This window comes from Thermoanaerobacter thermocopriae JCM 7501 (assembly GCF_001310975.1).
In the GTDB taxonomy this organism is placed as follows: Bacteria; Bacillota; Thermoanaerobacteria; order Thermoanaerobacterales; family Thermoanaerobacteraceae; genus Thermoanaerobacter; species Thermoanaerobacter thermocopriae.
Map to the genome: position 1 here is coordinate 18284 of NZ_BAZY01000003.1, position 24916 is coordinate 43199.

General features: G+C 34.5%; 23 protein-coding genes, 4 pseudogenes and 1 riboswitch. Of the genes and pseudogenes, 2 read left to right on the top strand and 25 right to left on the bottom strand.

The window, feature by feature from the left end:
- The first annotated feature begins 127 nt into the window (after window positions 1–127).
- Window positions 128–1366, top strand: coding sequence for a S8 family peptidase (locus tag JCM7501_RS01735; protein WP_012994681.1), 1239 nt, complete (start codon window positions 128–130; stop codon window positions 1364–1366).
- A gap of 12 nt (window positions 1367–1378) precedes the next feature.
- Here the strand turns inward: JCM7501_RS01735 and JCM7501_RS01740 are convergent, their stop codons facing one another.
- From JCM7501_RS01740 to JCM7501_RS01805, 15 genes and pseudogenes are all read right to left on the bottom strand, one after another.
- Entirely contained in the window at window positions 1379–1792 is a 414-nt protein-coding gene (locus tag JCM7501_RS01740; RefSeq protein ID WP_028992686.1) for a HutP family protein, read from the bottom strand.
- Between the two features lie 11 nt (window positions 1793–1803).
- The gene (locus JCM7501_RS01745) at window positions 1804–2499 is read right to left on the bottom strand and encodes a DUF554 domain-containing protein (protein ID WP_012994679.1); all 696 of its coding nucleotides are present in this window, start codon (window positions 2497–2499) and stop codon (window positions 1804–1806) included.
- Window positions 2493–3392: a DNA-3-methyladenine glycosylase family protein gene (locus tag JCM7501_RS01750; RefSeq protein ID WP_082392649.1), complete on the bottom strand. Its 900-nt coding sequence runs from the start codon at window positions 3390–3392 to the stop codon at window positions 2493–2495. Before JCM7501_RS01750 ends, JCM7501_RS01745 begins: the two co-directional genes overlap by 7 nt.
- 215 nt (window positions 3393–3607) lie before the next feature.
- Window positions 3608–5248, bottom strand: a complete 1641-nt coding sequence (locus JCM7501_RS01755; RefSeq protein ID WP_013149940.1) for a glutamate synthase-related protein — start codon at window positions 5246–5248, stop codon at window positions 3608–3610.
- Between the two features lie 330 nt (window positions 5249–5578).
- Window positions 5579–6970 carry an NADPH-dependent glutamate synthase gene (gltA, locus tag JCM7501_RS01760; protein WP_012994676.1) on the bottom strand — a complete coding sequence of 464 codons (1392 nt, stop codon included), beginning with the start codon at window positions 6968–6970 and terminating at the stop codon, window positions 5579–5581.
- Complete coding sequence (locus tag JCM7501_RS01765) at window positions 6960–7805, bottom strand: sulfide/dihydroorotate dehydrogenase-like FAD/NAD-binding protein (RefSeq protein ID WP_028992685.1); 846 nt, start codon at window positions 7803–7805, stop codon at window positions 6960–6962. The genes gltA and JCM7501_RS01765 overlap by 11 nt, the downstream gene beginning before the upstream one ends.
- Window position 7806: 1 nt before the next feature.
- Entirely contained in the window at window positions 7807–8637 is an 831-nt protein-coding gene (locus tag JCM7501_RS01770) for an Asp23/Gls24 family envelope stress response protein (protein WP_013149937.1), read from the bottom strand.
- Between the two features lie 352 nt (window positions 8638–8989).
- Entirely contained in the window at window positions 8990–9121 is a 132-nt protein-coding gene (locus JCM7501_RS12490) for an AgrD family cyclic lactone autoinducer peptide (RefSeq protein WP_013149936.1), read from the bottom strand.
- Window positions 9122–9374: 253 nt separating this feature from the next.
- Complete coding sequence (locus JCM7501_RS01775) at window positions 9375–9956, bottom strand: accessory gene regulator B family protein (RefSeq protein WP_028992684.1); 582 nt, start codon at window positions 9954–9956, stop codon at window positions 9375–9377.
- Window positions 9952–10815, bottom strand: a complete 864-nt coding sequence (locus JCM7501_RS01780; RefSeq protein ID WP_028992683.1) for a sensor histidine kinase — start codon at window positions 10813–10815, stop codon at window positions 9952–9954. Before JCM7501_RS01780 ends, JCM7501_RS01775 begins: the two co-directional genes overlap by 5 nt.
- A 19-nt stretch (window positions 10816–10834) precedes the next feature.
- A pseudogene (locus tag JCM7501_RS15700) lies at window positions 10835–11543 on the bottom strand (LytR/AlgR family response regulator transcription factor).
- Between the two features lie 26 nt (window positions 11544–11569).
- The gene (locus tag JCM7501_RS01790) at window positions 11570–12028 is read right to left on the bottom strand and encodes a hypothetical protein (protein WP_013149932.1); all 459 of its coding nucleotides are present in this window, start codon (window positions 12026–12028) and stop codon (window positions 11570–11572) included.
- 192 nt (window positions 12029–12220) lie between these two features.
- Window positions 12221–12895 (bottom strand): redox-sensing transcriptional repressor Rex, encoded by a 675-nt coding sequence (locus JCM7501_RS01795; RefSeq protein ID WP_012994669.1) that lies wholly within the window; start codon window positions 12893–12895, stop codon window positions 12221–12223.
- 101 nt (window positions 12896–12996) lie between these two features.
- Complete coding sequence (locus JCM7501_RS01800; RefSeq protein WP_028992681.1) at window positions 12997–13716, bottom strand: OmpA/MotB family protein; 720 nt, start codon at window positions 13714–13716, stop codon at window positions 12997–12999.
- On the bottom strand, window positions 13694–14518 hold the full coding sequence (locus JCM7501_RS01805) for a motility protein A (protein WP_013149929.1): 825 nt from the start codon (window positions 14516–14518) through the stop codon (window positions 13694–13696). The genes JCM7501_RS01800 and JCM7501_RS01805 overlap by 23 nt, the downstream gene beginning before the upstream one ends.
- Before the next feature lie 124 nt (window positions 14519–14642).
- On the opposite strand from JCM7501_RS01805, the pseudogene JCM7501_RS15705 reads away from it, so the two are divergent.
- Window positions 14643–16536, top strand: a pseudogene (locus JCM7501_RS15705) (ABC-F family ATP-binding cassette domain-containing protein).
- Between the two features lie 9 nt (window positions 16537–16545).
- On the opposite strand, the pseudogene JCM7501_RS01815 reads toward JCM7501_RS15705, so the two are convergent.
- The 10 genes and pseudogenes from JCM7501_RS01815 to JCM7501_RS01855 form a co-directional block, all read right to left on the bottom strand.
- Window positions 16546–17495, bottom strand: a pseudogene (locus JCM7501_RS01815) (D-2-hydroxyacid dehydrogenase).
- A gap of 166 nt (window positions 17496–17661) precedes the next feature.
- Window positions 17662–18690, bottom strand: coding sequence for a tRNA (adenosine(37)-N6)-threonylcarbamoyltransferase complex transferase subunit TsaD (gene tsaD, locus JCM7501_RS01820; protein WP_054644771.1), 1029 nt, complete (start codon window positions 18688–18690; stop codon window positions 17662–17664).
- Window positions 18691–18703: 13 nt separating this feature from the next.
- Window positions 18704–19150, bottom strand: coding sequence for a ribosomal protein S18-alanine N-acetyltransferase (rimI, locus tag JCM7501_RS01825; protein ID WP_012994663.1), 447 nt, complete (start codon window positions 19148–19150; stop codon window positions 18704–18706).
- Window positions 19150–19845: a tRNA (adenosine(37)-N6)-threonylcarbamoyltransferase complex dimerization subunit type 1 TsaB gene (gene tsaB, locus JCM7501_RS01830; protein ID WP_013149926.1), complete on the bottom strand. Its 696-nt coding sequence runs from the start codon at window positions 19843–19845 to the stop codon at window positions 19150–19152. Before tsaB ends, rimI begins: the two co-directional genes overlap by 1 nt.
- A complete protein-coding gene (tsaE, locus tag JCM7501_RS01835; RefSeq protein WP_028991788.1) occupies window positions 19842–20303 on the bottom strand; it encodes a tRNA (adenosine(37)-N6)-threonylcarbamoyltransferase complex ATPase subunit type 1 TsaE in 462 nt (153 codons plus the stop codon). The genes tsaB and tsaE overlap by 4 nt, the downstream gene beginning before the upstream one ends.
- A 178-nt stretch (window positions 20304–20481) precedes the next feature.
- Complete coding sequence (locus JCM7501_RS01840; RefSeq protein ID WP_028991789.1) at window positions 20482–21066, bottom strand: ECF transporter S component; 585 nt, start codon at window positions 21064–21066, stop codon at window positions 20482–20484.
- An 88-nt stretch (window positions 21067–21154) separates the two neighbouring features.
- Window positions 21155–21272: riboswitch (FMN riboswitch) on the bottom strand.
- Window positions 21273–21390: 118 nt separating this feature from the next.
- Window positions 21391–22341, bottom strand: a complete 951-nt coding sequence (arcC, locus tag JCM7501_RS01845; protein WP_054644772.1) for a carbamate kinase — start codon at window positions 22339–22341, stop codon at window positions 21391–21393.
- 24 nt (window positions 22342–22365) lie between these two features.
- Window positions 22366–23307 carry an ornithine carbamoyltransferase gene (gene argF, locus JCM7501_RS01850; RefSeq protein ID WP_028991791.1) on the bottom strand — a complete coding sequence of 314 codons (942 nt, stop codon included), beginning with the start codon at window positions 23305–23307 and terminating at the stop codon, window positions 22366–22368.
- 123 nt (window positions 23308–23430) lie between these two features.
- Window positions 23431–23541 carry a MerR family DNA-binding transcriptional regulator gene (locus JCM7501_RS12495; protein ID WP_083761124.1) on the bottom strand — a complete coding sequence of 37 codons (111 nt, stop codon included), beginning with the start codon at window positions 23539–23541 and terminating at the stop codon, window positions 23431–23433.
- A gap of 256 nt (window positions 23542–23797) precedes the next feature.
- Window positions 23798–24882 (bottom strand): annotated as a pseudogene (locus tag JCM7501_RS01855) (MFS transporter); the annotation flags it as partial.
- Window positions 24883–24916: the final 34 nt, after the last annotated feature.

Consider the following 24916-nt stretch of genomic DNA (forward strand, 5'->3'; position numbering starts at 1 on the left):
CTATGTGGGTCTTTAACGACCTACTACATAATATGACATAACTTTATACGGTGACACTTTTTAAATTTCCACTAACAATTTTTTATATTTCACATATTGTGTTAATAGCATGAAAGGAGGTGCGCTAATGAATCTTATTCCTATAATTGCTTTTTCTAAAATAGCAAAGGAAATTTATGTATCAAATAAAATTGATAAAAGACTTCTAAAAAAAGCAGTATATCTAAGAAGTGAATGTGTCCCTGGAATATTATATTCCCATTTACCTTATTACATTTTAAAAGAAAAAATCGAAAAATTAGGAGGTAGCATAAAATTCGAACTGCCAATAATCAAAGGCTGGTCAGTAAATTTACCTTGTGATAAACTAAAAAATCTTGCAGCATTAAAGGGAGTTTATTTTATAGCACAAGATTCAACTGTTAAACTGCAGCTTTATATTGCCACCCAAGAAATTGCCTCTCGAAAAGCGAACGATTTAGGATACTCCGGTAAGGGAGTGACAATTGCTTTTTTAGATACCGGAATATATCCTCACCCTGATTTTACCAAACCAAAAAACCGCATAGTAGCATTTCACGATGTAGTAAATGGAAAAAAGCAACCCTATGATGACAATGGTCACGGCACTCATGTAGCTGGTGATGCAACGGGGAATGGATATGCTTCTGGCGGCAAGTACAAAGGCGTAGCTCCAGAAGCCAATATAGTAGCAGTAAAAGTATTAGATGCTTATGGCAGGGGCTTATCCTCTGACATATTAGCAGGAATGCAATGGATTTTAGATAATAAAGACAAATACAATATACGAGTAGTTTCTCTCTCAATAGGTGAAACTCCTTCCCTTCCTACTTTTTTAGATCCTTTAGTGAGAGGAGTAAATACTCTTTGGAGAAATGGATTAGTAGTAACTGTTGCAGCCGGAAACTCAGGCCCCAATTACAACACAATAACTTCCCCTGGCAACAGTAAAAATGTAATAACTGTAGGAGCAGTAGATGACAAAAGGACCTCAGACGTAAGCGATGACGAAATAGCTCAATTTTCTGGAAGAGGTTCACCTTATCTATATAAACCAGACATAGTAGCACCGGGTGTAAAAATAATTTCTACTGCCTCAGGAAACATTCCTTTTGGCGCAGATGAAATCATGATAAATAAAGCTTATAGAACAGCGACAGGGACTTCAATGGCAACTCCAATGGTAGCAGGAGCAGCAGCTCTACTTCTTGAAAAAAATCCTAATTTGACAAATGTACAAATAAAAAATATTTTAAAAGCAACAGCAGTAAAAATTGACGATGCAGGTCTATGGACACAAGGAAGTGGAATGATAAACATAGAAGAGGCTTTAAAAAAAGCATGAGGGGGTAACCCCTCATTTTAATGACCTGTGACCTAAGCCTATGGCTACTTCATTTAAGTTTAGCATACCTACTGCAAAAAACACGCAGACACAAAGATGTTCACCAGCATAGGCAATGCCTATTTTGCCACCTACATTGAGTCCCATAGCTTTGTTCATGACTTGTACAGCAGCCTCATGCGCCGCCCCTGCTACAGCTCCTTCTGCAGCATGAGTTTCCTCTATAATTCCTTCTCTCTTAGCCGCTACTACCGCTCTTTCAATAATTTTAGATATAGAATTTACGTATTCTCCACCATAGTTAACAGCTGCAACCTTTACTCCCTGTTGCCAATATTTGTGTTTTAAACTTTCTTCTTCTTCTCTCGTTGACATAGCCATTTTTACAGCAATTCTGGCTACGTCAATGCTTTTTAGTTGTTTCATATTCGCACCGCCTAAAATCTTTTTATAATATTTAGCAAAAATTGATAAAAAATGGGTATAAAAATAGCCGGCAGCAAATTTCCTACTTTTATGTTTTTTATTTCTAACATATTTAAAGAAATAGCAAATATCAATATTCCACCTACAGCTGTCATGTCATTTATAACTGTTTTTGTTAAAAGTCCTTGCAAAAAAGATGCTCCCAGCGAAATAGACCCTTGATACAAAAATACAGAAACAGCTGAAAAAGCAACACCTATTCCAAAAGTGGAAGCAAAAATTATTGAGGAAATTCCATCTAAAACAGATTTAGCAAATAATATACTGTGGTCTCCTGAAAGTCCATCCTTCAAAGCACCTATAATTGCCATAGCACCAATGCAATAAACTAAACTTGCTGTCACAAAACCTTTGCTAATTGTAGAACTCTTATCTTTACTTAATTTTTTTTGCAACACATCTCCCAACTTATTTAAATGTTCTTCAATATTTAGAGCTTCTCCTACGATCCCTCCTATTACGAGACTTATAATTACTACCATTAAATTACTAAACTGAAGTCCATTGGAAATTCCAATTATCATCACGCTTAACGCTACTCCTTGCATGACTATATTTTTAAACCTATCTGGAATCCCTACTTTAAGGAGAGTACCAATAGTGCCACCCACAATTATTGCAATTGAATTTACAATAGTTCCTACCATTTACTTCTTCCTTTCGTTAAAGATCTTTTCCCCATCTCCCTACCATAATAGAATAAATACTGTTGAGCAAAACCAGATAAATCTCCAAACTTATCTATCGCAAATAATTGAATTTCTAAAGGAGTCCCCTCTCTTTTTAAATACAAATATTCGACAATTCTTTTTATCCATACATCTGTAGGAAAAGTATCGTATCTACCTATAGAATACAAAATAACACAATCTGCAACTTTCGGACCAACCCCGTTTATATTCATAAGAATATCTCTTATCTCATTAGTGCTGTATTCAAACAATTTTAAAAGATCGATCTCTCCAGAAAAAACTTTAGAAGCCGCATCCAGTATATATTTCGCCCTAAAGCCGCATTTTGTTTTGGCAATTGTGTCTACATCAAACATAACCAATTCTTCTGCTTTAGGAAAAGTATAATAAATTTTTCCTTTATACTCGATTGGCTCTCCAAAAGAACTGGCGAGATTTTCTATGACTTTTTTTATTTGAGGTATCCTATTGTTTTGTGAGATTATAAAAGAGACTAAAGTTTCCCATGTGTCTTGGCGTAAAATCCTTATACCTTGCCCATATTGAATTGCTTCTTTTAATATGGGATCTCTTGAAAGATTTTCTTTTATTTTTTTATAATCCCTTCCTAAATCAAAATAGTCAAACCAAATGTCATAAAAGTCATTTAAATCTGTATTGTCAATTATCAACATGTCTTCTTCCAATTTCACGTTTACCACTCTATCGTAAGCAACCCCTGTATAGCTCCCGTCCTCTTCTTCATTCCATCTAAAACACTGTCCGCATTCAAAAGTCTCCTTAAGATTAAAATCTTCAATCCCCCTTACAATAACCTTTGTCCCCTTTTCTTCCACACTATATTTCATCTTCCTCACCCACATTGAGTTTATTTACTTACTAAATATCATATTTCTCTGTCCTGTTAATTATTATTATATAATTTTTTCTGTACAAAAAAAGCCGAAAACCGGCTTTTTCTTAAATAAGTGTATAGATATATACCACTTAAAGAATAATTGAAAGAATATTAAAGAAGAAAACATCACAAAAAGAATAGAGGCTCCATGGAGAGACTATTATTTTAAGAATTTAAAATATCTCTCGCAACATCATTTCTTATATCTGTGATAAAGGGTATCCCAGTTTCCCTTTCAGTTTCCCGGTTGACCGAAGCAATATCTTCTCTTGAAATTGCTTTTAGAGAAAACTTTCTTGCCCCCGCCATTAGCTGCTGCAAACCTGCAGCCAATTTATCCGCTAAAGTCCATACGGCTATAGCTCCATAAGGTATATTTTTCATTTCATTTTCTCCCACTTTCTTTTTCACCTCATAGTAACCTGCGAAAATTTCCTCTGCTTTGAGGCCGAGCTGAGAAACCGTCGGCGGCAACTTGTCCCAATTTCCATTTACCTTGCCTTTCCTTTCCGGATGCAGTACCCCTTCTATATTCGAACCTACAAAGGCTGGTATCATCAATGCTCTTCCCATGCAAACTAACTTTGTAAATGGTGCTCCCAGGGCAAGGGCTTTAAAAATATGGTCTTCTCTTGCAAAACCACCAGCAAAGGCCATATCAACCACTTTCTGTCCTTTATTTGCGAGGATTGATGCGTACTCATATGCTTTCGAATGCAGAAGTATAGACGGAACACCCCATGTCTGCATCATATTCCACGGACTCATGCCAGTTCCGCCGCCTGAACCATCGATTGTGAGTAGATCAAGTTTTGCTTCGGTAGCAAACTTTATGGCCATAGCTAAACTATCCATACTATAGGAGCCAGTTTTTAATGTGATTTTTTTATACCCGATTTTTCGCAAGTACTCTACGGTTTTCATAAATTCTTCTCTTACTTCTTCAGGAGAAGACAGATGAGTATATCCGAGTCTACTGTGCCTTGCAAAAGATTTTACAGCACCATTTTTAAATCCTTCAACAATTTCAGGCTTTTCTGGATCAGGATCCACGATATAACCCCTCTTTTTTAAGAAAGTAGCATATTCAATATCCTTAACTTGAATTTCGCCACCAATACTCTTTGCACCTTGTCCCCATTTAAGCTCTATTATTACCTTATCACCGTACTTTTCAATAACATATTCTGCCACACCATTCCTTAAATCTTCTACATTCACCTGGACAATAATAGCCCCATATCCATCAAAATAACGAAGATAAGTATTTATTCTTCTGTCTAGTTCCGGTGCTTTTCTAATTCTACCATTTTCTATTACTGCCTCCTTATCAATACCTGCCACATTTTCGCCTATTACTATCGGAAAGCCTACAAGAGCCGCACCTATAGCTAATGGGTCCCAATACTTTGCTGCAATAAAAGTCGACCCGAGAGCACCAGTCATAATAGGAATTCTTGATTTTGTTTTTTCTTCACTGCCAAATTCAGTTTCAATATTTACATTTGGGAATATGCAGTCATCAGAAGAATCGGAAATATTTTGGTCCAACCCATAAGCGCCATAATTATACCCCATTATCCTCAATGAATTGTAAGATACGCCAATAGACGTTGTGTTGTTACTTCCGGCTGTTACCATACCAAAATCTCTAGGATACAACATTTTTCTGCCCAGAAGACTGGAAAGCCATGTTTCGCACTTCCCCTGGCAATCCGCCATGCAAAGTGTACACAAGCCGGATTCCGATGGATTTCCTCTGTTTACTGTCCCTAGTACATCATTTGATTTTGACCATATGGTCATTGCAATTACCTCCTGTCTCAATATTTTGTAATTAATTCAATTAAGCTTTTAAAATCTCATTTTTTCGGTAAATTAGGTTGTTTCAATGTCTAAATAAAGGCCCGTATAATAATACATTTAAGTGCATTTTATCACATTTTTTTCTTTTGTAAAAGTTTTTTTTATTGTAAGCTTTCTATTTTTTTAATCATTTTAAAAAATATACCCGTTTATGGTATATTTTACAAAACATCTTAATCGTTATGCCATTTCTCATATTATTTGTAAATGCTACAAGAAATTTTTGCATAATAATTCATATTTTCTATATTATTTCGATATATATACTGATTATTTTTTATTTCTCAAATACTCATCTATGGCTTTTGCCGCCTGTTTACCTGCTCCCATCGCAAGTATTACAGTAGCAGCTCCAGTTACTGCATCTCCTCCAGCAAAAACACCAGGCTTTGAAGTTTTACCTGTCTCATCGGCTATAATTCCACCCCACCTCTGTACATCAATATCCTTTGTGGTGGAAGGAATTAAATTATTAGGACTTGTGCCTAATGCCATAATCACTGTATCTACTTCTATGGTAAATTCAGACCCCGGTATTTCAATAGGTCTCCTTCTTCCTGAGCTATCAGGCTCACCTAATTCCATTCTTATTACATCCATGCTTTTTACCCATCCATCTTCTGTCCCATTTATCCTTATAGGGTTAGCTAAAAACTCAAATTTTATCCCTTCTTCAACCGCATGCTCTATTTCTTCTAATCTCGCTGGCATCTCTTCTTTCGAACGCCTATATACTACTATTACCTCTTCTACTCCTTCAAGTCTTAGAGCAGAACGAGCGGCATCCATTGCAACGTTTCCTCCACCTATTACAGCTACTCTCTTACCTACTGCAATAGGAGTATCATACTCAGGAAATTTATATGCTTTCATAAGATTTATTCTTGTCAAAAATTCATTAGCAGAATAAACGCCGTTCAAATTCTTGCCCGGAATATCCATTAACTTCGGAAGTCCAGCACCTGTGCCAACGAATACTGCTTCAAAGCCTTCTTCCTCCATTAACTGGTCAATCGTAACTGTCCTTCCTACAACCACGTTTGTCTCAACTTTTGCCCCTAATTTTTTTACTCTTTCTATTTCCGCTTCTACAATTCTCTTTGGCAGCCTAAACTCAGGAATGCCGTAAGTTAAAACTCCACCCAAAGCATGTAAAGCCTCAAAAATTGTGACATCATAACCCATTTTCAAAAGGTCTCCTGCACAGGTAAGCCCTGCAGGTCCTCCTCCTATTATAGCTACTTTTTTATTTTTCTTTTCAGGTTTTACTTCTTCTTCAACATTATTCTCAAGAGCATAATCAGCCACAAACCTCTCCAGTCTTCCAATAGCGATGGGTTTTCCAACCTTATTTAACACACAATTCTTTTCGCACTGCTCCTCTTGGGGACACACCCTTCCACAAACAGCAGGTAAACTATTTGTACTTTTTATTATTTTATAAGCTTCCTCAAATTCTTTTTTTGTAATAGCCTTTATAAACTCTGGTATTCTAACATGGACAGGGCACCCGGCCACACAAGTAGGCTTAGGGCATTGAAGGCACCTTGAAGCCTCTAGAATTGCCTCCTCCTCTGCATAACCCAATGCTACTTCATTAAAATTCTTTATCCTTTCTTTTGGATCTTGCTCTTTCATAGGAACTCTATCTTTAACGGCCATGGTGACCACCTCCATGTTCATAAAGTTCTAATGATAGTTTTTCTTGTTGTTTAAACATATTAAGCCTTGTCATAGCTAAGTCAAAATTCACAAGATGACCATCAAAAATTGGGCCATCCATACATACAAATTTTGTCTCACCGCCAACTTCAATTCTACAAGCACCGCACATTCCTGTACCGTCTACCATCAATGGGTTCATACTGACTATAGTTGGTATATTGTATTCTTTGGTCATCTTGCAAACATTTTTCATCATTATGACAGGACCAACTGTAATAATATAATCTATTTCTTTATCATTTTCCAATACTTCTTTCAATACATCTGTCACAAAGCCTTTTTTCCCTAGAGTGCCATCATCTGTAGCATAATATACTTTGTCGCAGACAGCCTCCATTTCTTTCTTAAAAATTACATATTCTTCACTTCTACCGCCAAGAATTGCTTCAACTCTATATCCTTCCTGATGTAACGCTTTTAATTTAGGATAAAGGGCAGGTATACCAACACCGCCACCAACACCTAATATTTTTTTGGCTTCCTTGGGAACCTCCATAGAATTCCCTAAAGGCCCTACAAAATCTAAAATATAATCTCCTTCATTGAGAGCACCTAACAATTTGGTGGATTTCCCAACTTCTTGAAATACAATTGTAACTGTTCCTTTTTTCGGGTCATAATCAGCGATAGTAAGAGGGATTCTTTCCCCTTTATCATAAATTCTAATAATGACAAACTGACCAGGTTTTGCACTCTTAGCAACTCTTGGCGCTTCAATATCCATCAGTTTGACAACAGGATTTAGTACCTCTTTTCGCACAATTTTGTACATATCACACACCCTTTTCTCCAGAATTTGCTTTTTCAATATGCAGATTTTTTACATAAATGTCCATATTGAGGACATTTAAAGCCGTCATATACTCCAATTGTTTTTTTATATTTTTCATAGCTTCTTTTAAAACAGGCATAATTTGGCATCCATACTTCATTGAAACATCTATTTTTAAAATTATTCCTTCAGGTCTTTTTTCCGTCAAAACTCTATTAACTTTGTAGACCTCCCTAAACAATATAAGTTCATGAGCCACTATTGAATTTATAACACTTTCAGAAATGGTGTATTTCCCTAAGTAACTGTAATTAGGCCTTACTATTGTCTTTTCAAAATAACCACCCTTATTTCTTCTAAATATCCTGAGAGGGTCTAAAAAATAGCCTGAGAACTGCTTTTTAACTTCAAATGTTGGAGCAGGGATAACATGCTTCCCCTCCAACAACCGTTTTTCACGGGCTATTTCAATCTGCTTAGGTGGAACTACATCTTCAATATATACCCTTACACTCACTGGCGGAAGCCCCAATTTTTCGGCTATAGTATCCACCATTTTATCAGAAGTACCTATTATGAGGATTTTATCAGGTTTTGCTTCTTCAATAGCTTTTTTTACTTCCTCTACATGCTTAGAATCAGTAAATAATGCTCTTTTTATAGCTCCAATTTTTGTAGCCTCTTTTTTGGCAGAAACCCCTGCAATTATGTTATTACCTTTTATTAAAATTCCATCATCAATGATATATCTGATGCCATACTTGCCAGCAATAAAAGAAGCATGATGGCTTTTTCCCGTCCCACTTTCTCCAACTAAAGAATAAACTTTCAACAGAGTAACCTCCTAAATAGCAATCTGAAAACCGGCCATTAATCTTTTGAATTGTTTTACAATATTAATTATACGTTTTTATATAAATTTTTCAATTACAAAAAACAGTATTGTTATCCCATCTTAAAAAAACCAGCAATGCATACCCCCCGTCCCTATATCCCTTCAATGTTTATTATAACTTCCCTTTTCTTTTTAAGTCAAGACAATTCTTGAAATGAGAATATTTCATTTTTAAACACTAAAATAAAAAGTGCCGAAAAGCTCGGCACAAAACCAATTTAAACTTATCAAAAACTCAGGAAAAATGTTGAAACCCACGAGGAAGGGTAGAAAAGATCTTTGAGATGTATTACTTTTTCTGCAAAGCATTAGGAACTTGAGGCTTATAAAACCAGCCGATGCAAGCAGGCGTTACAAGTCCCAATGTACCTAAAAATGTAAGCAGTGTTCCTAACAGTGATAGTGGGTGTATCTTTTTCATCACAAATTCACCTCCCACTTAACTTTATTTAATTATACAACATTTAATACCTTTTGTGTGGATTTCGGAACGAAAGTGTCATTTTTGGGAACGAAAATGCATTTTTCGCCTAAATATATCCAAAGATTTACGAAAAATGCCATTTTTTATGTAAAAAATGAGATATATTCCTTAAAAAACCATAAAATTTTTGTATAAAAATATATTATTTACCTATATTTACATAAAAATGCTATAAAAAATAAAAAAATTTTTATATCCCTGCTTTTTTTAAAAAAGCATCTGCTATTTCTACAATAGTTTCTCCTAAGGTAGTCCTCATAATAGCTTGTAATGTAAAGCCAATAGATATTAAAAATAATACTTTAACGCCAACTATTGTATTTGCAAAAAACAGAAGAATATTTATGCCAATTAAAAACATGATTACAGCTCTGTAAAATTTATTATTTTTCACCATCACTAAAACTATAAAATATAACAATAAGCTTACAAAAATTTTAAGGTATAAAGAAAAATGAACGTCTACAAATTTTGCTAAAGCAGAAAAAGGTATAAAATAAAATGCTGTAAAAGTTATACACCTATTATAAGTTGTGCAATGAGCTCCTCCTGTATTTATTCTCAGAAAAAGAGCTGAAAACATTATTACTGCAGTGTAAAAGCCAATCCCTAATATTAAAGAAATAGCATAAACTAAAGTAAATTCAATTATTACCCCTAAAATTAAGCTTATACCATATTGTATTTTTGCCATCTCAATATCCGTCAAATTTTGAGTTTTAAACAGTCTTTGTGCCAACTTCTCAGCTAACTTTTCTATATTAATTTCAATCGCCCTCCAAAGAAAATTTAGGAATTTCTACAATAATGTCAAAATAACCTTCCTCGGTTTGAACATCAATTTCGCCTCTATACTTTTCCACTATATTTCTGACAATATGCAATCCTTCTCCTCTTCTTCTACCCTCTTTTGTAGAAAAGCCTTCTTCAAAATAGGTAGATGGTTCTATATCTTTCTGAAAATTATACCTATTCTTTACATGAAATATGTAATCTATTGGATCTTCTTTCAATTCTATAATCATGTATTTATCTTTTTCCATTTCATCACAAGCTTCTATTGCATTGTCTATTAAATTTCCTAAAACCGAGACTAAATTAAGCACATGTTTTTTACTGCATTGGATTTGTGTATCACACTTAAAATCCACTTCAATCCCTTTGCTTTTAGCATTACTTATTTTCGAATAAAGCAATATATCAATTTCATTTATACCTGTGTTTATTGTCACTAAATTTTTGTCAATTTCTTCCATGTACGAAAACAAATAACTTTCCAGTTCACTATATCTTTTTTCCTTGACTAATTCAGAAATAACTATCAAATGATTTTTTATATCGTGGTGATTTTGCCTGTAAATTCGATTTTGTTCTTCTATATATTTAAATTTAATACTATTTATTAAATATTGGCGTTCTTCTTTATTCTTGGCATATAGCCCCCTTAACACAAAAATAGAAAGTCCATTCAATATAAAAATCAAAATTCCTATGAAAATCCTGAACAACTCTTGATTTTTGGGTTGAAATACATCAAGGCTTTTCATAAAATTGTTATTAACCAGTATTACTATCAATACCATTTGCACTACATAAATCATCATCGCATTTTTGTAACTATCTTTAAACATAAAACCTCTTCCAATCTAACTATGATCTGTAAATAGCTTTTATTCTCCTCCTAAATTCTTCATACAATTCTTTAGAGAGATAAGCCTTATAATTTGAACCTTTAAAACATATCTCAAAGGAAGTTCTATTGTTGTCTTTTAATAACTCAACTTTAAAGAGGTTCACTAGAAAAGACCGATTTGTTCTAAAAAACATGTTGCCGTCTAACAATTCCTCTATTTCCTTTAAAGAATAATCGCATATAAATTTTTCTCTTTGGGTATAAACTATACTCCTTTTTTACTGGCACGAACACAGTAAATCTCCTTTGGATTGACAAGCTTTACCCCGTCTTCCGTTTTAAAAGGAACGACATTTTCTATTTCAAAAAGTTTTTCCTTTATCCTCTCTAAAGTTTCTCTCAGCCTCTTCTCATCAAGAGGTTTCTCAATATAATCAGAGGCATAAAGTTTCACCGCATCTTTTATGTATTCCTCAAAGGAAGTAATAAAATTATCTCCAGAAAGGGCATGTATTCTCTAATCTTTCTCGCTACCTCAATTCCCGATATTCGTGGTAATCCTATATCTAAAATAGCAACGTTCGGTCTAATTTTAATTAATGCTTCTAATGCGTCTTTCCCGTCTCCCGTAGAATATTCAACACTTACGTCTTCTATTGTTAAAAGAATTTTTGTGAGTTCTTTTCTAAAATTTATATCGTCTTCTGCAACAACTATTCTTAACATATAAATTCATCTCCCAATACCTTACTCTACTCTGTAAACAAAGAAAGTTTATACTTGCGTATAACAAAAGAAACCAATATCGCCGTTAATAATTGGGGTAAAAAACACTCAAATCGCAGGACATAGTCCTTCAATAAAAGTACAGGTTCTAAATCAAGCAAAAATTGAATTGCTGTAACATTCAGATATTCTATTATTAAGTAAATGGAGACAGCTAAAATAATGCTCATCATCCCTTTAAAAAAGTCCATAACTTTAAATGTCAAAAACAATATCATTAAGGTACCGATATAAAGTATAACATTTACAATATAACTACTAATCAATGGTCTTATAAAGTATAATATGAATCCAGTTAACAAGCTCATATACAAAATCTTCATTGGCAGAAATTCTGCTCCTGCTAAGCCAAATGCAATACTTATTATAACTGCCGCCTCTGGTACTGAAAATAAAAATACTTCCCAAATCGCCAACTTATCCATTCTTCTCGCCTTTCTACTTTACATAATCTCAAATATAATTGTAATTTTTATTAATTAGAATGTCAATTAAAAATAAAATCTGACAAGAAGAACTATATAGACCTCTTACCAGCTTTCTTTTTAGGCATCATATTCTTTTTTCTTCACCTTTTAAAAATATCATAAATTAAAATAGATGGATAGGAAAATTTACTATCCATCTATTTTAGCAGTTTCTCCTTTTAACTTTTTAAAAAGCTCCCCTTCATTTAATCTATATGATACAGTAAATAAGCTATCACTTAAATGTACATTTTCTAAAATTACATCATCCGGTACCTTTAAATCTATAGGCGAAAAATTCCATATCGCTTTGATTCCTGCTTTCACCAGCCTGTCAGCAATATACTGAGCATTGTCTTTTGGAATACACAAAATACCGATATCGATTTTGTTGCGAGCAATAAAATCCTCTACAGTTTCTACGTCCATCACTTCAACATCCCTAATTTTAAGCCCAAACAATCGTGGATTAATGTCAAAAATACCTTTTAAATTAAAACCGGATTTTTCAAAACTGGTATAATTAGCAATCGCTTGCCCAAGATTTCCTGCCCCTATGATAATAGTATTGTAGGTTTTATCAAGGCCTAAAATCTTAGTCAAATTATTATAAAGTTCTTCCACATTATAACCATATCCCTGCTGCCCAAATCCACCAAAATTATTTAAATCTTGCCTAATCTGAGAAGCAGTAACTCCCATTTTTTCGCTTAATTCCCTTGAGGAAATACGTTTTACATCATTTTTAAGAAGTTCTTCAAGGTATCTATGATATCTTGGGAGCCTTCTTACTACAGCCATTGATACTATGGTCTTTTTGCTCACTGTCCTCACCTCATTCTACTATGTAATTGAATTATATAATATTGTAAATTTTTTGTCAATAAAATAAAAACATAGTAGAATATGAGGAATTATAAAATTTTTTAATCCGGGCTTTTAGGCTCCCATTTATCATACTCCGCATTCATAATAACAATGTCTACTCTTCTATTAAGTCTTCTATGTTCTTCAGAATCATTTGGAACAACAGGCCTGTATTCCCCATATCCTACTGCCGATATTTTCTTTGGATCAACACCTGCTTCATGTACTAATATTTTTACTACATTGGTCGCTCGTATAACAGATAATTCCCAATTCGAATCAAATTTATTATTATGTATAGGAAGGTCATCAGTAAAACCTTCCACTCTAATATGGTTAGGAAGAGTTTTTAACATATTACCTATTTTTATCAAAACGTCTTTTTCTTCCGGATGTACGTCGGCAGAACCTAAATCAAAAAGAAGAGTATCTTGTAAACTTATTACAAGTCCTCTTTCATCTATATAACTTGTTACCATACCTTGAAGGTTGTTTTCTTTTACAAAACCCTCTAGCTGTTTTTCAATTTCTCCTAAACTGTTTTTGTCTCCACTATTACCTTGAACAAAACTATCCCCCATGTATTGGCCTATTACATAATCACTTCCACCAAAAGCTCTGCTCAAAGAAATAGAAAGCTGAGCAAATTTGGCTGCATTAAGAGTACTTATTGAGTATAACACAATAAAAAACACCAAAAGCAAGCTCATCATATCAGAATAAGTAAGAACCCATCTACCGGTATTCAATTTCGATTCATCTTCCTCCCATCTCCTCATTTAACTCTACACCGCCTTTCTGAGACGTATTTTTAAGCTGCGCCTGTGTGATAAATGTCATTAACTTCCTTTCTAATATTCTTGGATTTTCCCCAGCTTGCAGTGAAAGACTTCCTTCTAATATCAACTCTTTTTCTATTCTTTTAATAGAGGCTTTATTTCTTAATTTTTGAGCAATAGGAAGAAAAAATAAGTTTGCTAAAAGCGCACCATATAAGGTAGTTATAAATGCTAAGGAGACAGAAGGTCCTATTTGGCTCGGATCATCTAATTCAAGTAACACTTTAATAAGTCCCACAACTGTTCCTATAAGACCCATTGTAGGAGCATAGCCACCCGCTGCCTCAAAAATGCCCGCTTCTTTTTTAGCTTCCATATCCTCTATGTAGATCTTGTTCTCCATGGTCGTTTTAATAAGTTCCATATCAGATCCATCAACAACTAACTCTAAGCACTCTTTCAATATAGGGTCAAAATTTTTTATCTTTTCAGACTCCATTTCCGATTCAAGGCTTAGAAGCCCTTCACTTCTGGCTTTTTGAGCCAAATAAGCAAAATATTTTATTATCTCCAAATAATTATTACTTTGATTTTTAAAAGCCTTAACCAAAAGCCTCGGAACTTTTTTAATATCATCCATAGAATAAGAAACTATAGTAGCCCCTATAGTACCCCCAATCACTAGGATAGCAGAACCCACATCAATTAAAGAATCAAGAGTACCTCCACCCAGTGTATATCCATACACTATAGCCCCTACTGCCACAACTATGCCTACTACTGTAGCTATATCCAATTCCATCACCTTCCATTTATAAACGCATTCATTAATTTTATATCGACACATATTAAAAAAAGTTATAGGTTATCTACACTTTACAAAAGAATTTTTTTTGATATATTTAATATGAACAGGAGGTTATATTATGGCAATCATAACGGTAAACAATGTGACAAAAAGTTATGGTATCGATATAATTCTACAAAATATTTCTTTTATAGTCAACGAAAAAGACAAAATAGGAGTAATTGGCAAAAATGGCGCTGGAAAATCCACCCTTTTCAATCTTTTAGCCGGTTTTACTGAACCTGATAGCGGAGCAATTTCAATTTCTGCAAATAAAATAGGGTATTTACAACAAAACACTTTGATTGACTCTGAAAAAAGTATATACGAGGAAGTAAAAACAGTTTTTGATGAAATATTCCAATTAGAAAAACAAATTAAATCTCTAGAGGAAAAAATCTCACAAACAAAAGATTCATATCTACTTGATAAACTTTTTTTAGAATATTCCTTTTTAACAGACAAATATATGGAATTAGATGGTTATTCTGTAGAAAGTAAAATAAGAGGTGTACTAAACGGATTAGGTTTTGATGTGTCACAATTCGATACACCTGTATCAAATTTAAGTGGCGGTCAAAAACCCGGCTTATGCTGGCAAAAACTTTACTTTCTAATCCAGATGTCCTACTATTAGACGAACCCACCAATCACCTAGACATAAGCTCAATAGAATGGTTAGAGCAATATTTAAAATTTTATAGCGGCACAATTTTAATCATATCCCACGATAGATATTTTTTGGACAAAATCGTAAGTAGAATATTTGAGATAGAAAACACTAAGCTATCAGTTATGAAGGCAACTACACAGAATATTTAAAAAGAAAAACATTAGAAACAAAAGCAAAGTTAAAAGCTTATGAAGAGCAGCAAAAAGAAATAAAAAGAATAAAATCTATTATACAGATTCAAAAAAACCGTAGAACAGAAAAATCGGTAAAAATGGCAGAAAGCAAGCAAAAATTATTGGAAAAGATGGAAATAATAGAAAAACCAGTGATAAATAATAGATCTTTCAATTTGCGTTTTGACTTCGATTTAGAAAGTGGAAATGATGTATTGACAGTTAAAAATTTGTCTTTAAGTTTTGATAGGCAAGTTTTTTCCAATGTATCTTTTGAAATAAAAAAAGGCGAAAAAATCGCCCTTTTAGGCCCTAATGGCATAGGTAAAAGCTCCCTTTTGAAAATATTAGTTGGAGAAATCAATAATTTTGAAGGAGAAATCAAATTTGGCACAAATATAATAACAGGTTATTACGAGCAAGAATTTAAAAGCTTACATGATGAAAAAACAGTTATCGATGAAATATGGGACGAAAATCCATATCTTACTCAAACAGAAGTAAGGACTTTGTTGGCTTCTTTTCTTTTTAAAGAAGAAGATGTTTTTAAAACTGTTTCTGTACTAAGTGGTGGTGAAAAAGCAAGGCTTTCATTGCTAAAGCTTATCCTCTCAAAAGCAAATTTTCTACTTATGGACGAACCAACTAACCATTTAGATTTAAAAGCAAAAGAAGTGTTAGAAGAAGCTTTGTTAGATTATACTGGAACTTTACTGTTTGTCTCACATGACAGATATTTTATTGACAAAATTGCTACAAAAGTTATGGTTTTGACACCTCAAGGTGTAGAAGTATACTTGGGCAATTACAGTTATTATATAGAAAAGAAAAATCAGCTTAATGAAAAAAAAGAAGAAAAAATACTCAAAAAGACGAAAACCCAGATAAAAAACGAAAGATATAAAGAAAGATTGGCTAAGCTTAAGTTAAAACAGCAAAAAGAATATCTAAAAAACCTTGAAAATTCAATTTATCAAGCTGAAGAAAGAATAAAATATTTGGAAGAAAAAATGTGTGATGTTAAAATCTATAAAACAGGAGAAATTGTAGAAATACAAAAAGAATACAATGCCCTTAAAAGTAAATTAGAACAAATGTATGAAGAATGGGAAAATTTAAGCGGGTAAAAACCCGCTTTAGTATCCTTTGTCTAAATTTACAATATTTCTCAAAGTTCTTCCTTCCTTATAAGCATCCAAATTTTCTTTCAATATTTCCATCGCTCTTTGCATGTATAAAGGCGTAACCCCTGCCATGTGAGGAGTGATTATCACATTTTCCATATCCCACAAAGGCTGTCTTCTCTTAAAGGCTCTTCTTCAAAAACATCTAATGCAGCTCCTTTTATCACTTTATTCTCAAGCGCATTTATTAAAGCTTTTTCATCCACTACTTTTCCTCTCCCAACATTTATAAAGTAACTGGTATTTTTCATCCTGTTAAATACGTTTTCTCCTATCAAGTGGTAAGTGTCTTTAGTCAAAGGAAGTATAGATATCACATAATCGGCAAACGACAATACATCACAGTCTTCAATAGAAGTATACATTTTTTCAACATATAAAGAAGGCTTCCCCGAGCTTCTTATACCGTAGACCTTCATGCCAAATTCTTTTAAAAGTCTTGCAATTTCCTCCCCTATGCTTCCTACTCCTATTATCAAAGCAGTCTTACCTGTAAGTTCTGAAACCCTAACAGACCTATCCCACACCTTTTTTATCTGATTTCTTAAAAAAGTATTTAAGCTTCTTTCAAACATAAGCATATAACCTATAACCTGTTGTGAAATTTGATACTTGTGTACGTCTCTAGAATTAGTAACTAATACCTTCATTTTTTTGAGTTTTTCAAAGGGAAGAGTATCTGCTCCCGCGCTCAAAAGATGAATCCATTTAAGGTTTGAAGCCTTGTCCACAATATTAGGATAAAACTCAAAATCAAAGCTTATGATAATTTCTGTGTCTTTTATATACTTTTCAGCCTCTTCCTCATTTTGAACGTAAAGAACCTTATATTCATCCATTCGTTCCTTAATTTCTTTTATGTAGGTTTCATTTAATTTTGTGAAAAGCAAAATATTCTTCATAATAAAACCCCCTAAGATTTAATAAAAGTTTTATTTATTTTTAATAAACTTTCTTTCTATTTCATTCCAGTAAATACAATGAAATATATTTAAGCACAATATCCACAAAGTTATCCACAGCCACAATAATACAATGCATCTTAAATTTCGACATATTTCCACATTTTCAACAGCAAAATTTTTCCCCAATCTTTAAATAAGGAATGGCATTTAAATCCAACTCAGAAGTTTTCCCTTTTATAAAGTCATAATAGGCTGCAGCAGCAATCATAGCACCATTGTCTGTACAATAAATTTTATCAGGGTAATGGAGCCTTACTCCAATTTTTTTTGCCTCTTCTTCTAATTTTTCCCTCAAAAAACTATTAGCAGCCACCCCTCCTGCTATAGAAATTTTGTTAATATTTTTCTTCTTTGCAGCATCAATTAATTTTTTTACCAACACCTCCACTACATTTCTTTGGAAACTAGCCGCCACATCATAAACATTTATCTCTTCTCTTTTTTGCTTTTGTCTATTTAAATAGTTTAAAACCGCTGTTTTAAGCCCACTAAAACTAAAGTCAAAATTCCCTTCCTCCATAAAAGATTTAGGAAACTCAATAGCTTCCATATTCCCCAGCTTTGCAGCCTTTTCAATAGCAGGCCCTCCAGGATACCCCAACCCTAAAGCTCTTGCTACTTTGTCAAAGGCTTCTCCTGCCGCATCATCCATTGTTTGTCCCATTACTTCGTATTCTCCATAATCTTTTACAAAAACAATGTGACTATGTCCCCCAGAAGCCACAAGGCAAATAAAAGGAGGAGCAAATTCACCTCCTAAGTAATTTGCAGCTATATGACCTTCTATGTGATTTACTCCTATAAAAGGCTTGTTTTTTGCATAAGCTAAAGCTTTACCATAAGACAAACCAACTAAAAGAGCACCTACTAATCCTGGCCCATAGGTAGCAGCAATTACATCTACTTCATCAAGAGTTAGTCTAGCTTTTTCTAACGCCTCTTCCACTACAAAAGATATTACTTCAATATGCTTTCTGGAAGCTATTTCTGGCACTACGCCACCATATTTTTTGTGAACCTCTATTTGAGAATATATTACATTTGACAATACTTTTTTGCCGTTTTTAACAACTCCTGCGGCTGTTTCATCGCAGGAAGATTCTATTCCCAAAATTATTACATCTTTATCCATTATTTCACCACCATCACAAGTCGTATTTCCACATTATAATTGCATCCTCATTATTATCTTGATAATAGCCTTTTCTTCTACCTAATGGTCTAAATCCAAACTTTGCATACAAATGCTGTGCAACAATGTTTGATTCTCTCACCTCTAGTGTCATGGAAATTATTCCATTTTTTTTAGCAAGCTCAATTAGACCCTCCATAATCTTACTTCCAATTCCTTTAGATCTGTATTCAGGATGAACTGCTATATTGGTTATATGACCTTCATCTACAACCACCCAAAATCCTCCATAACCCACAATTTTGTTGTCAACTTCCGCTACTATATACTTAGCACAGCTGTTCTTTGTAACTTCACTTATAAAAGCTTCTTTAGACCAAGGAGTGCTAAAGCTCAACTTTTCAATTTCCAAGACCTCCTCCACATCTTCTTTCCTCATAAGCCTTATAATAACATCCATTAATTAACTCCCCTGTCACCTAAACGAATTTCAGCAGCCGATTTCCTTATATACACCGGCTTAAAATCAAAGAAACTGAACACTTCCCCTTTTTTTATCATCTGAATAGCAATCTCTCCTATAGAAGCTGCCCTCGCTATGTTATCCTTATCCTTTGCAAATAAAGCTTTATCCCTTATCATTTCTCGTAATTTATCTTTATAGGAATAAACCCCCTCTCCTACGAACAACACCTTGTCAGAGTAACCCTCTACCAATTCGGCAATTTCCTCCAAGGAATATACTTTAGCATCCATTAAAATTTCAAGACTCCCACCTCTTATCAACATTCCATAAACATTTTCATTTAAAGCATCTATGAGAGGGCATATAAGTCCTTCAAATTCACTGACATTATATGCAAGAGCTAGAAGAGAAGATACTCCTACAATAGGGATGTTAAGAGCATGAGCCAAACCCTTTGCGGTGGCAGCACCGATTCTAAGCCCCGTAAAAGAGCCTGGTCCTTCCGAAACAGCTACATGAGTTATTTGATTTATTGGTACTTCACACTTTTTAAGCAGTTCATCTATCATGGGCATTAAAATTACTGAATGCCTGAGATAATTTATAGAGTATTCTCCTATTATCCCCTTTTCATCTACTAATGCAACAGTAGCAGTTTTAGAAGAAGAATCTATTGCCAAAATTTTCATTGACTCATCTCCTTTAAAAGCTCTTCATATCGTTTCCCAAAATCTTTAAATAAAATAACTCTTTCATCTTCTTTTTCCCCTTTTTGAATTATTACTTCTAGCCTTTCTTTCGGAAGTAAAGGTCCTAACCTTTCAGGCCATTCAATTGCGCAAACTCCTTCGTCATAAAAATATTCCTCATAACCTATGTCATAAAGGGCTGTGTAATCATCTAACCTATATAAATCAAAATGATAAAGAGGAATCCTTCCTTTATGTTCATTGACTAAAGTAAAAGTCGGGCTGGTAATTGGCTCATTTATTCCTAACCCCTTCGCAATTCCCTTTGTAAAAACAGTTTTGCCACTTCCTAAATCCCCATACAATAAAATTATATCTCTACTCTTTAACAGCCTTCCTAATTTTTCTCCTAAAGAAATGGTCTCCTCTCTATTTTTGCAAATATAGGTCTTTTCCATTAAGTCTCACCCCACTTATTATAACTTTATTATATATTATCTTTTAGCAAATTAAAAATAAAAATAACCCCCAGCATGTGCTAGGATCAGACTGTATGCGACGATGCAAAATATCTCCTTTGAAAATTTTTTAACTTTGTTAACAAACTAATCCCCAGCACCTACCAGGGATTTAAAATTAATGTTTGAAAAAAGGTGATAGCTTCTTATATACCAGGAAGGTAATTACTGACACTACAATTCCTTTTAATATATTAAAAGGAAATATTCCGTATGATATAAGAGTTTTTACATCTACTATATTTTTATTTGCTGCTTTGCCCATATTAATGATGGCATCCATAGGCCAGCCCATGACCCTTTGGTACAAAGGAAGAAAAACATAGTAATTTAAAAGTGAAGCAGTTACAGCCATCACCACTGTAGCAATTGCCATAGATATAAGAGCCGTTTTTCGCGTCTTATTAAATTGATATATAACCCCTGCAGCGTAAACAAATATAGAACCTACAGTGAAGTTGGCAATTTCGCCAATAGCTCCCGACTGAGTCACAGTGGCATGGAGTATGTTTTTAATAAGCTCCACCATTACCCCATACAAAGGCCCTATAGCAAAAGATGCAACTAGCGCGGGTACATCACTAAAATCAAGCTTTAAAAATCCAGGAAACAGTGGTACCTGAAATTCTAAATACATAAGTATAAAAGCTGTTGCTGAAAGAAAACCCACCTTTACTATAGTTTGTGTTTTAGATTTTTCCACAATTCATCCCTCCAATTTCACTTACCAAAAATCCTGAAGATAATCTTCAGGATTTTTTGGATTTATTTCGCAAAAACAGGCACAAAAACAAAATCTTCTCCCCTCCAGACTTTCACTGTCGGCTGTGGAATTTCACCACATCAACCGCCTAAGCGGCTCGCGGGCTATACCGCCGGTCGGGAATTTCACCCTGCCCGAAGATTTATCTTCTTTACTATTCAATTTTAATTTTATTCTCTCACTTTTATCTATCTTTGTCAATAGTTTTAGTAAAAAATTTGTACGTGCCAAGGATTAAGAAAGTACATGAGACAGTAAAAATTTTTAACTTGATTTATAAAGTAATAACTGTTCCCGCTTTCCCTTCGAGGCTTCTAAAGCTTTATCTAAAGAAGTAATTATTGCTCGCCTTCCTACTTTTGACTTTGCAAATCTTACTGCTGCTTTAACTTTAGGAAACATACTGCCAGGCGCAAAATGGCCTTCTTCCATGTATTTTATTGCTTCTTCCACTGTCATTTTGTCAAGAAATTTTTGATTTGGCTTGTTGTAATTTATTGCTACCTTTTCAACGGCTGTAAGAATTAGCAAAACATCTGCATCAATATCTTCTGCCAACTTTTCAGAAGCTAAATCTTTGTCTATTACGGCAGCCACCCCTCTTAAATTACCATTTTCCCTAATTACAGGAATTCCTCCTCCCCCAACCGTTATTACTATCACCCCATTTTTTTCAAGTAACTTTATTGTATTAAGTTCTACTATTTCTTTGGGGTCAGGAGAAGGAACAACTCTTCTATATCCTCTCCCACTGTCTTCTACCATTTCATACCCTTTTTCTTTTATTAAAACTTCAGCTTCCTCTTTTGTATAAAAAGGTCCTATTGGCTTTGTAGGTTTTTTAAAAGCAGGGTCATTTTTATCCACCACAACTTGTGTTATAATAGTTGCTACTTCTTTTTTGATATTTCTCTCTTTCAAAACTTCTCTTAAAGCTTGTTGAACCATATATCCTATCATGCCTTGGCTCTCTGCTCCACACACGTCAAAAGGCATTGCAGGAACAATCTTTGATGCAGTTTCATTTTGTATGACTATATTCCCCACTTGCGGACCATTGCCATGGGTAATCACAACAGAATAACCTTTTTCAATTATGTCCGCCAAATACCCCGCTGTCCTCTTTACTACTTCCATTTGCGCCTCTGCAGTAGGAGGCGTATTTACGTCCTGCAGGGCGTTCCCTCCTAAAGCAACAACAATTTTGTCTTTCATAACGTCCTCCCTTGTAAAGTAATATTAAAGCAGAGTAGCAATCATCACAGCTTTAATTGTATGTTTTCTATTTTCTGCTTGGTCCCATACTCTTGATTGTTTACCTTCTATAACATCAAAAGTAACTTCTTGCCCTTTAACTGCAGGTAAGCAATGCAAAAATATGGTATCTTCTCTTCCTGTCTTTTTCATCATTTCCTCATTAACTTGAAAAGGTCTCAATAAAGCTTCTCTTTCCTCAGCTTTTGCTTCTTCTCCCATCGAAGCCCACACATCAGTGTAAATTGCATCTGCTCCTTCAAGACCCTCTCCTGGCACACTCGTAAGTTCAAAAGTTCCTCCATTTTCAGCTGCCATTTGCCTGATTTCATCTATAAATTCTTGTGAAGGCCACAATTCTTTTGGAGAATTAATCACATAATGCATCCCCATCTTAGCGCAGCCTACCGCTAAAGTATTAGCCATGTTATTCCTTCCGTCCCCTACAAATACAAGCTTTCTCCCTGTTAAGCTTCCAAACTCTTCTTCTATTGTCATAAGGTCAGCCAAAACTTGAGTTGGATGATATTCGTCAGTTAAGCCATTGTACACAGGAACACCTGCATATTTTGCTAAAATTTCCACGGTTTCTTGTTTGAAGCCTCTGAACTCTATTGCATCAAACATCCTTCCTAAAACTCTGGCAGTATCCTCTATAGATTCTTTGGCTCCCAACTGAATGTCATCTGTTGATAAAAATACTGGATGTCCTCCTTCTTCACCAAAGGCAGTTTCAAAAGCGCATCTCGTTCTTGTGGACCTCTTTTCAAAAATGAGAGCAATAGTCTTACCTAAAAATCTTTGATGCACAACCCCTGCTTTTCTCTCTGCTTTTACTTGTTTAGCAATGTCTAAAATAAATCTTATTTCCTGAGGGGTATAATCTTTTAAAGTTAATAGGCTCCTGCCCTTTAAATTAAATGCCATAGTCATCCTCCTTTTAGCAATTTCACTTTATTAATTTTATATTATCTTATCCTTTTAGTCAAAAGGTTTATAATAAAGTCTTCTGTTTTCACTTTAATTGTACCCTTTTCACTTCTTGTAATCCTATAAATCCCTTTCGTTACGATGTAGCCTGGGGATCAGCCCGATACGCTCATAGTAGCGGAGTGTATCTGGTGAAAGGCCAAATTTTTTGCTTACTTCTGCAATTGTCATGCGGTTTCACCTCCGCTGTTCGATATTATATAACACTTGGAGTTAACTCCAAGTCAAGAGTTTTTAAATAGTAGCACTATTCATGGTTTACATAATAACTTGCATTACTGCACATCTCAAGCAACGAGGATAAATTTGAGACCAACTGCACATATCCCATTACGCAATAACAGTCTCTCTAACTATCTTACAAAAGATATAATGGCCAAATCTTCTCAGGAAAATACCTCCTCTATTGAATAAGGAGAAGAGCTGTTTAGCGAAGCCCTTTGCTTTTCAACAAATGTTTCACAAAAAAAACAAACACTAACAAGGAAAATATAACCGAAACAGCACTAATTGTGAATAATATCTGGTAGCTTGCGTATTTTGCAACCCAACCAAATATAATTGAACCTAATCCAATGCCAAGATCAGTAGCAGTTGAAAAGGAGGCACTGGCTACTCCCCGACGATCTGGAGGAACGAGACGTAATATCGTCGCTTGAAGAACTGGTTGTGCAGAACCAAAACCAATACCGTACAGAGTCGCTGAAACAAGCATACCGAACAATCCAGTCGAGACGCTCAGAACAATCAAAGCCAAAATAGAAATCAAAAGAGCAGGTACGACCACAAACATCTCACCATACTGGTCTGAAAGTTTTCCTCCAATGGGACGGCTTAAGAAAAGTGTTGCGGAATAAACCAGAAAAAATAAACCAGAATTGACCTTAAGAAAGTCAGCGAACAGTGGAACAAAAGTGGTAATACTGGCATAGGAGATAAACAGAAGTAAGACCGATACCGCAACAGACAAGACAGATTTCTCAAATAATTCGATTTTCTTTGCATCCGATTGTGGTTGGAAAGGCATTTTCACACCAAACGATAATAGTAATGCTGTGATAGAAAAAGCTACAGCAAATAGAAACAAAGTATAATATGAGAGGTCCTGTACAATCCAGACACCCAACATTGGACTAATAGCCATAGCCAGGGTCATAGCTGTACCATACCATCCCATACCCTCCCATAGCGAGCTTTGGGAACTATGTCTGCAATTACTGTACCAATAGCAGTTGTAGAAATAGCCCAACTTACTCCATGCAACATTCTAAGCCATATCAAAGCAGTAATTCCGTTCACCCAATTATACATATACATTGCCAAAGTGAAGAGAAATAGCCCCAGTATAATAAATGATCGCCTACCAAACCTATCCAGAAGTCCCCCGATAACTGGTCGGAAAATAACAGCAGACAACATAAAGATACCCATTGAGAGGCCTACATGGGTTTCATTACCGCCTATGTGTTTTATAAACAGTGGTAGAGTTGGATACAGCATATAAAATGCGGTAAACAGAAAAAATGTTCCCAGGATCATGAGAATA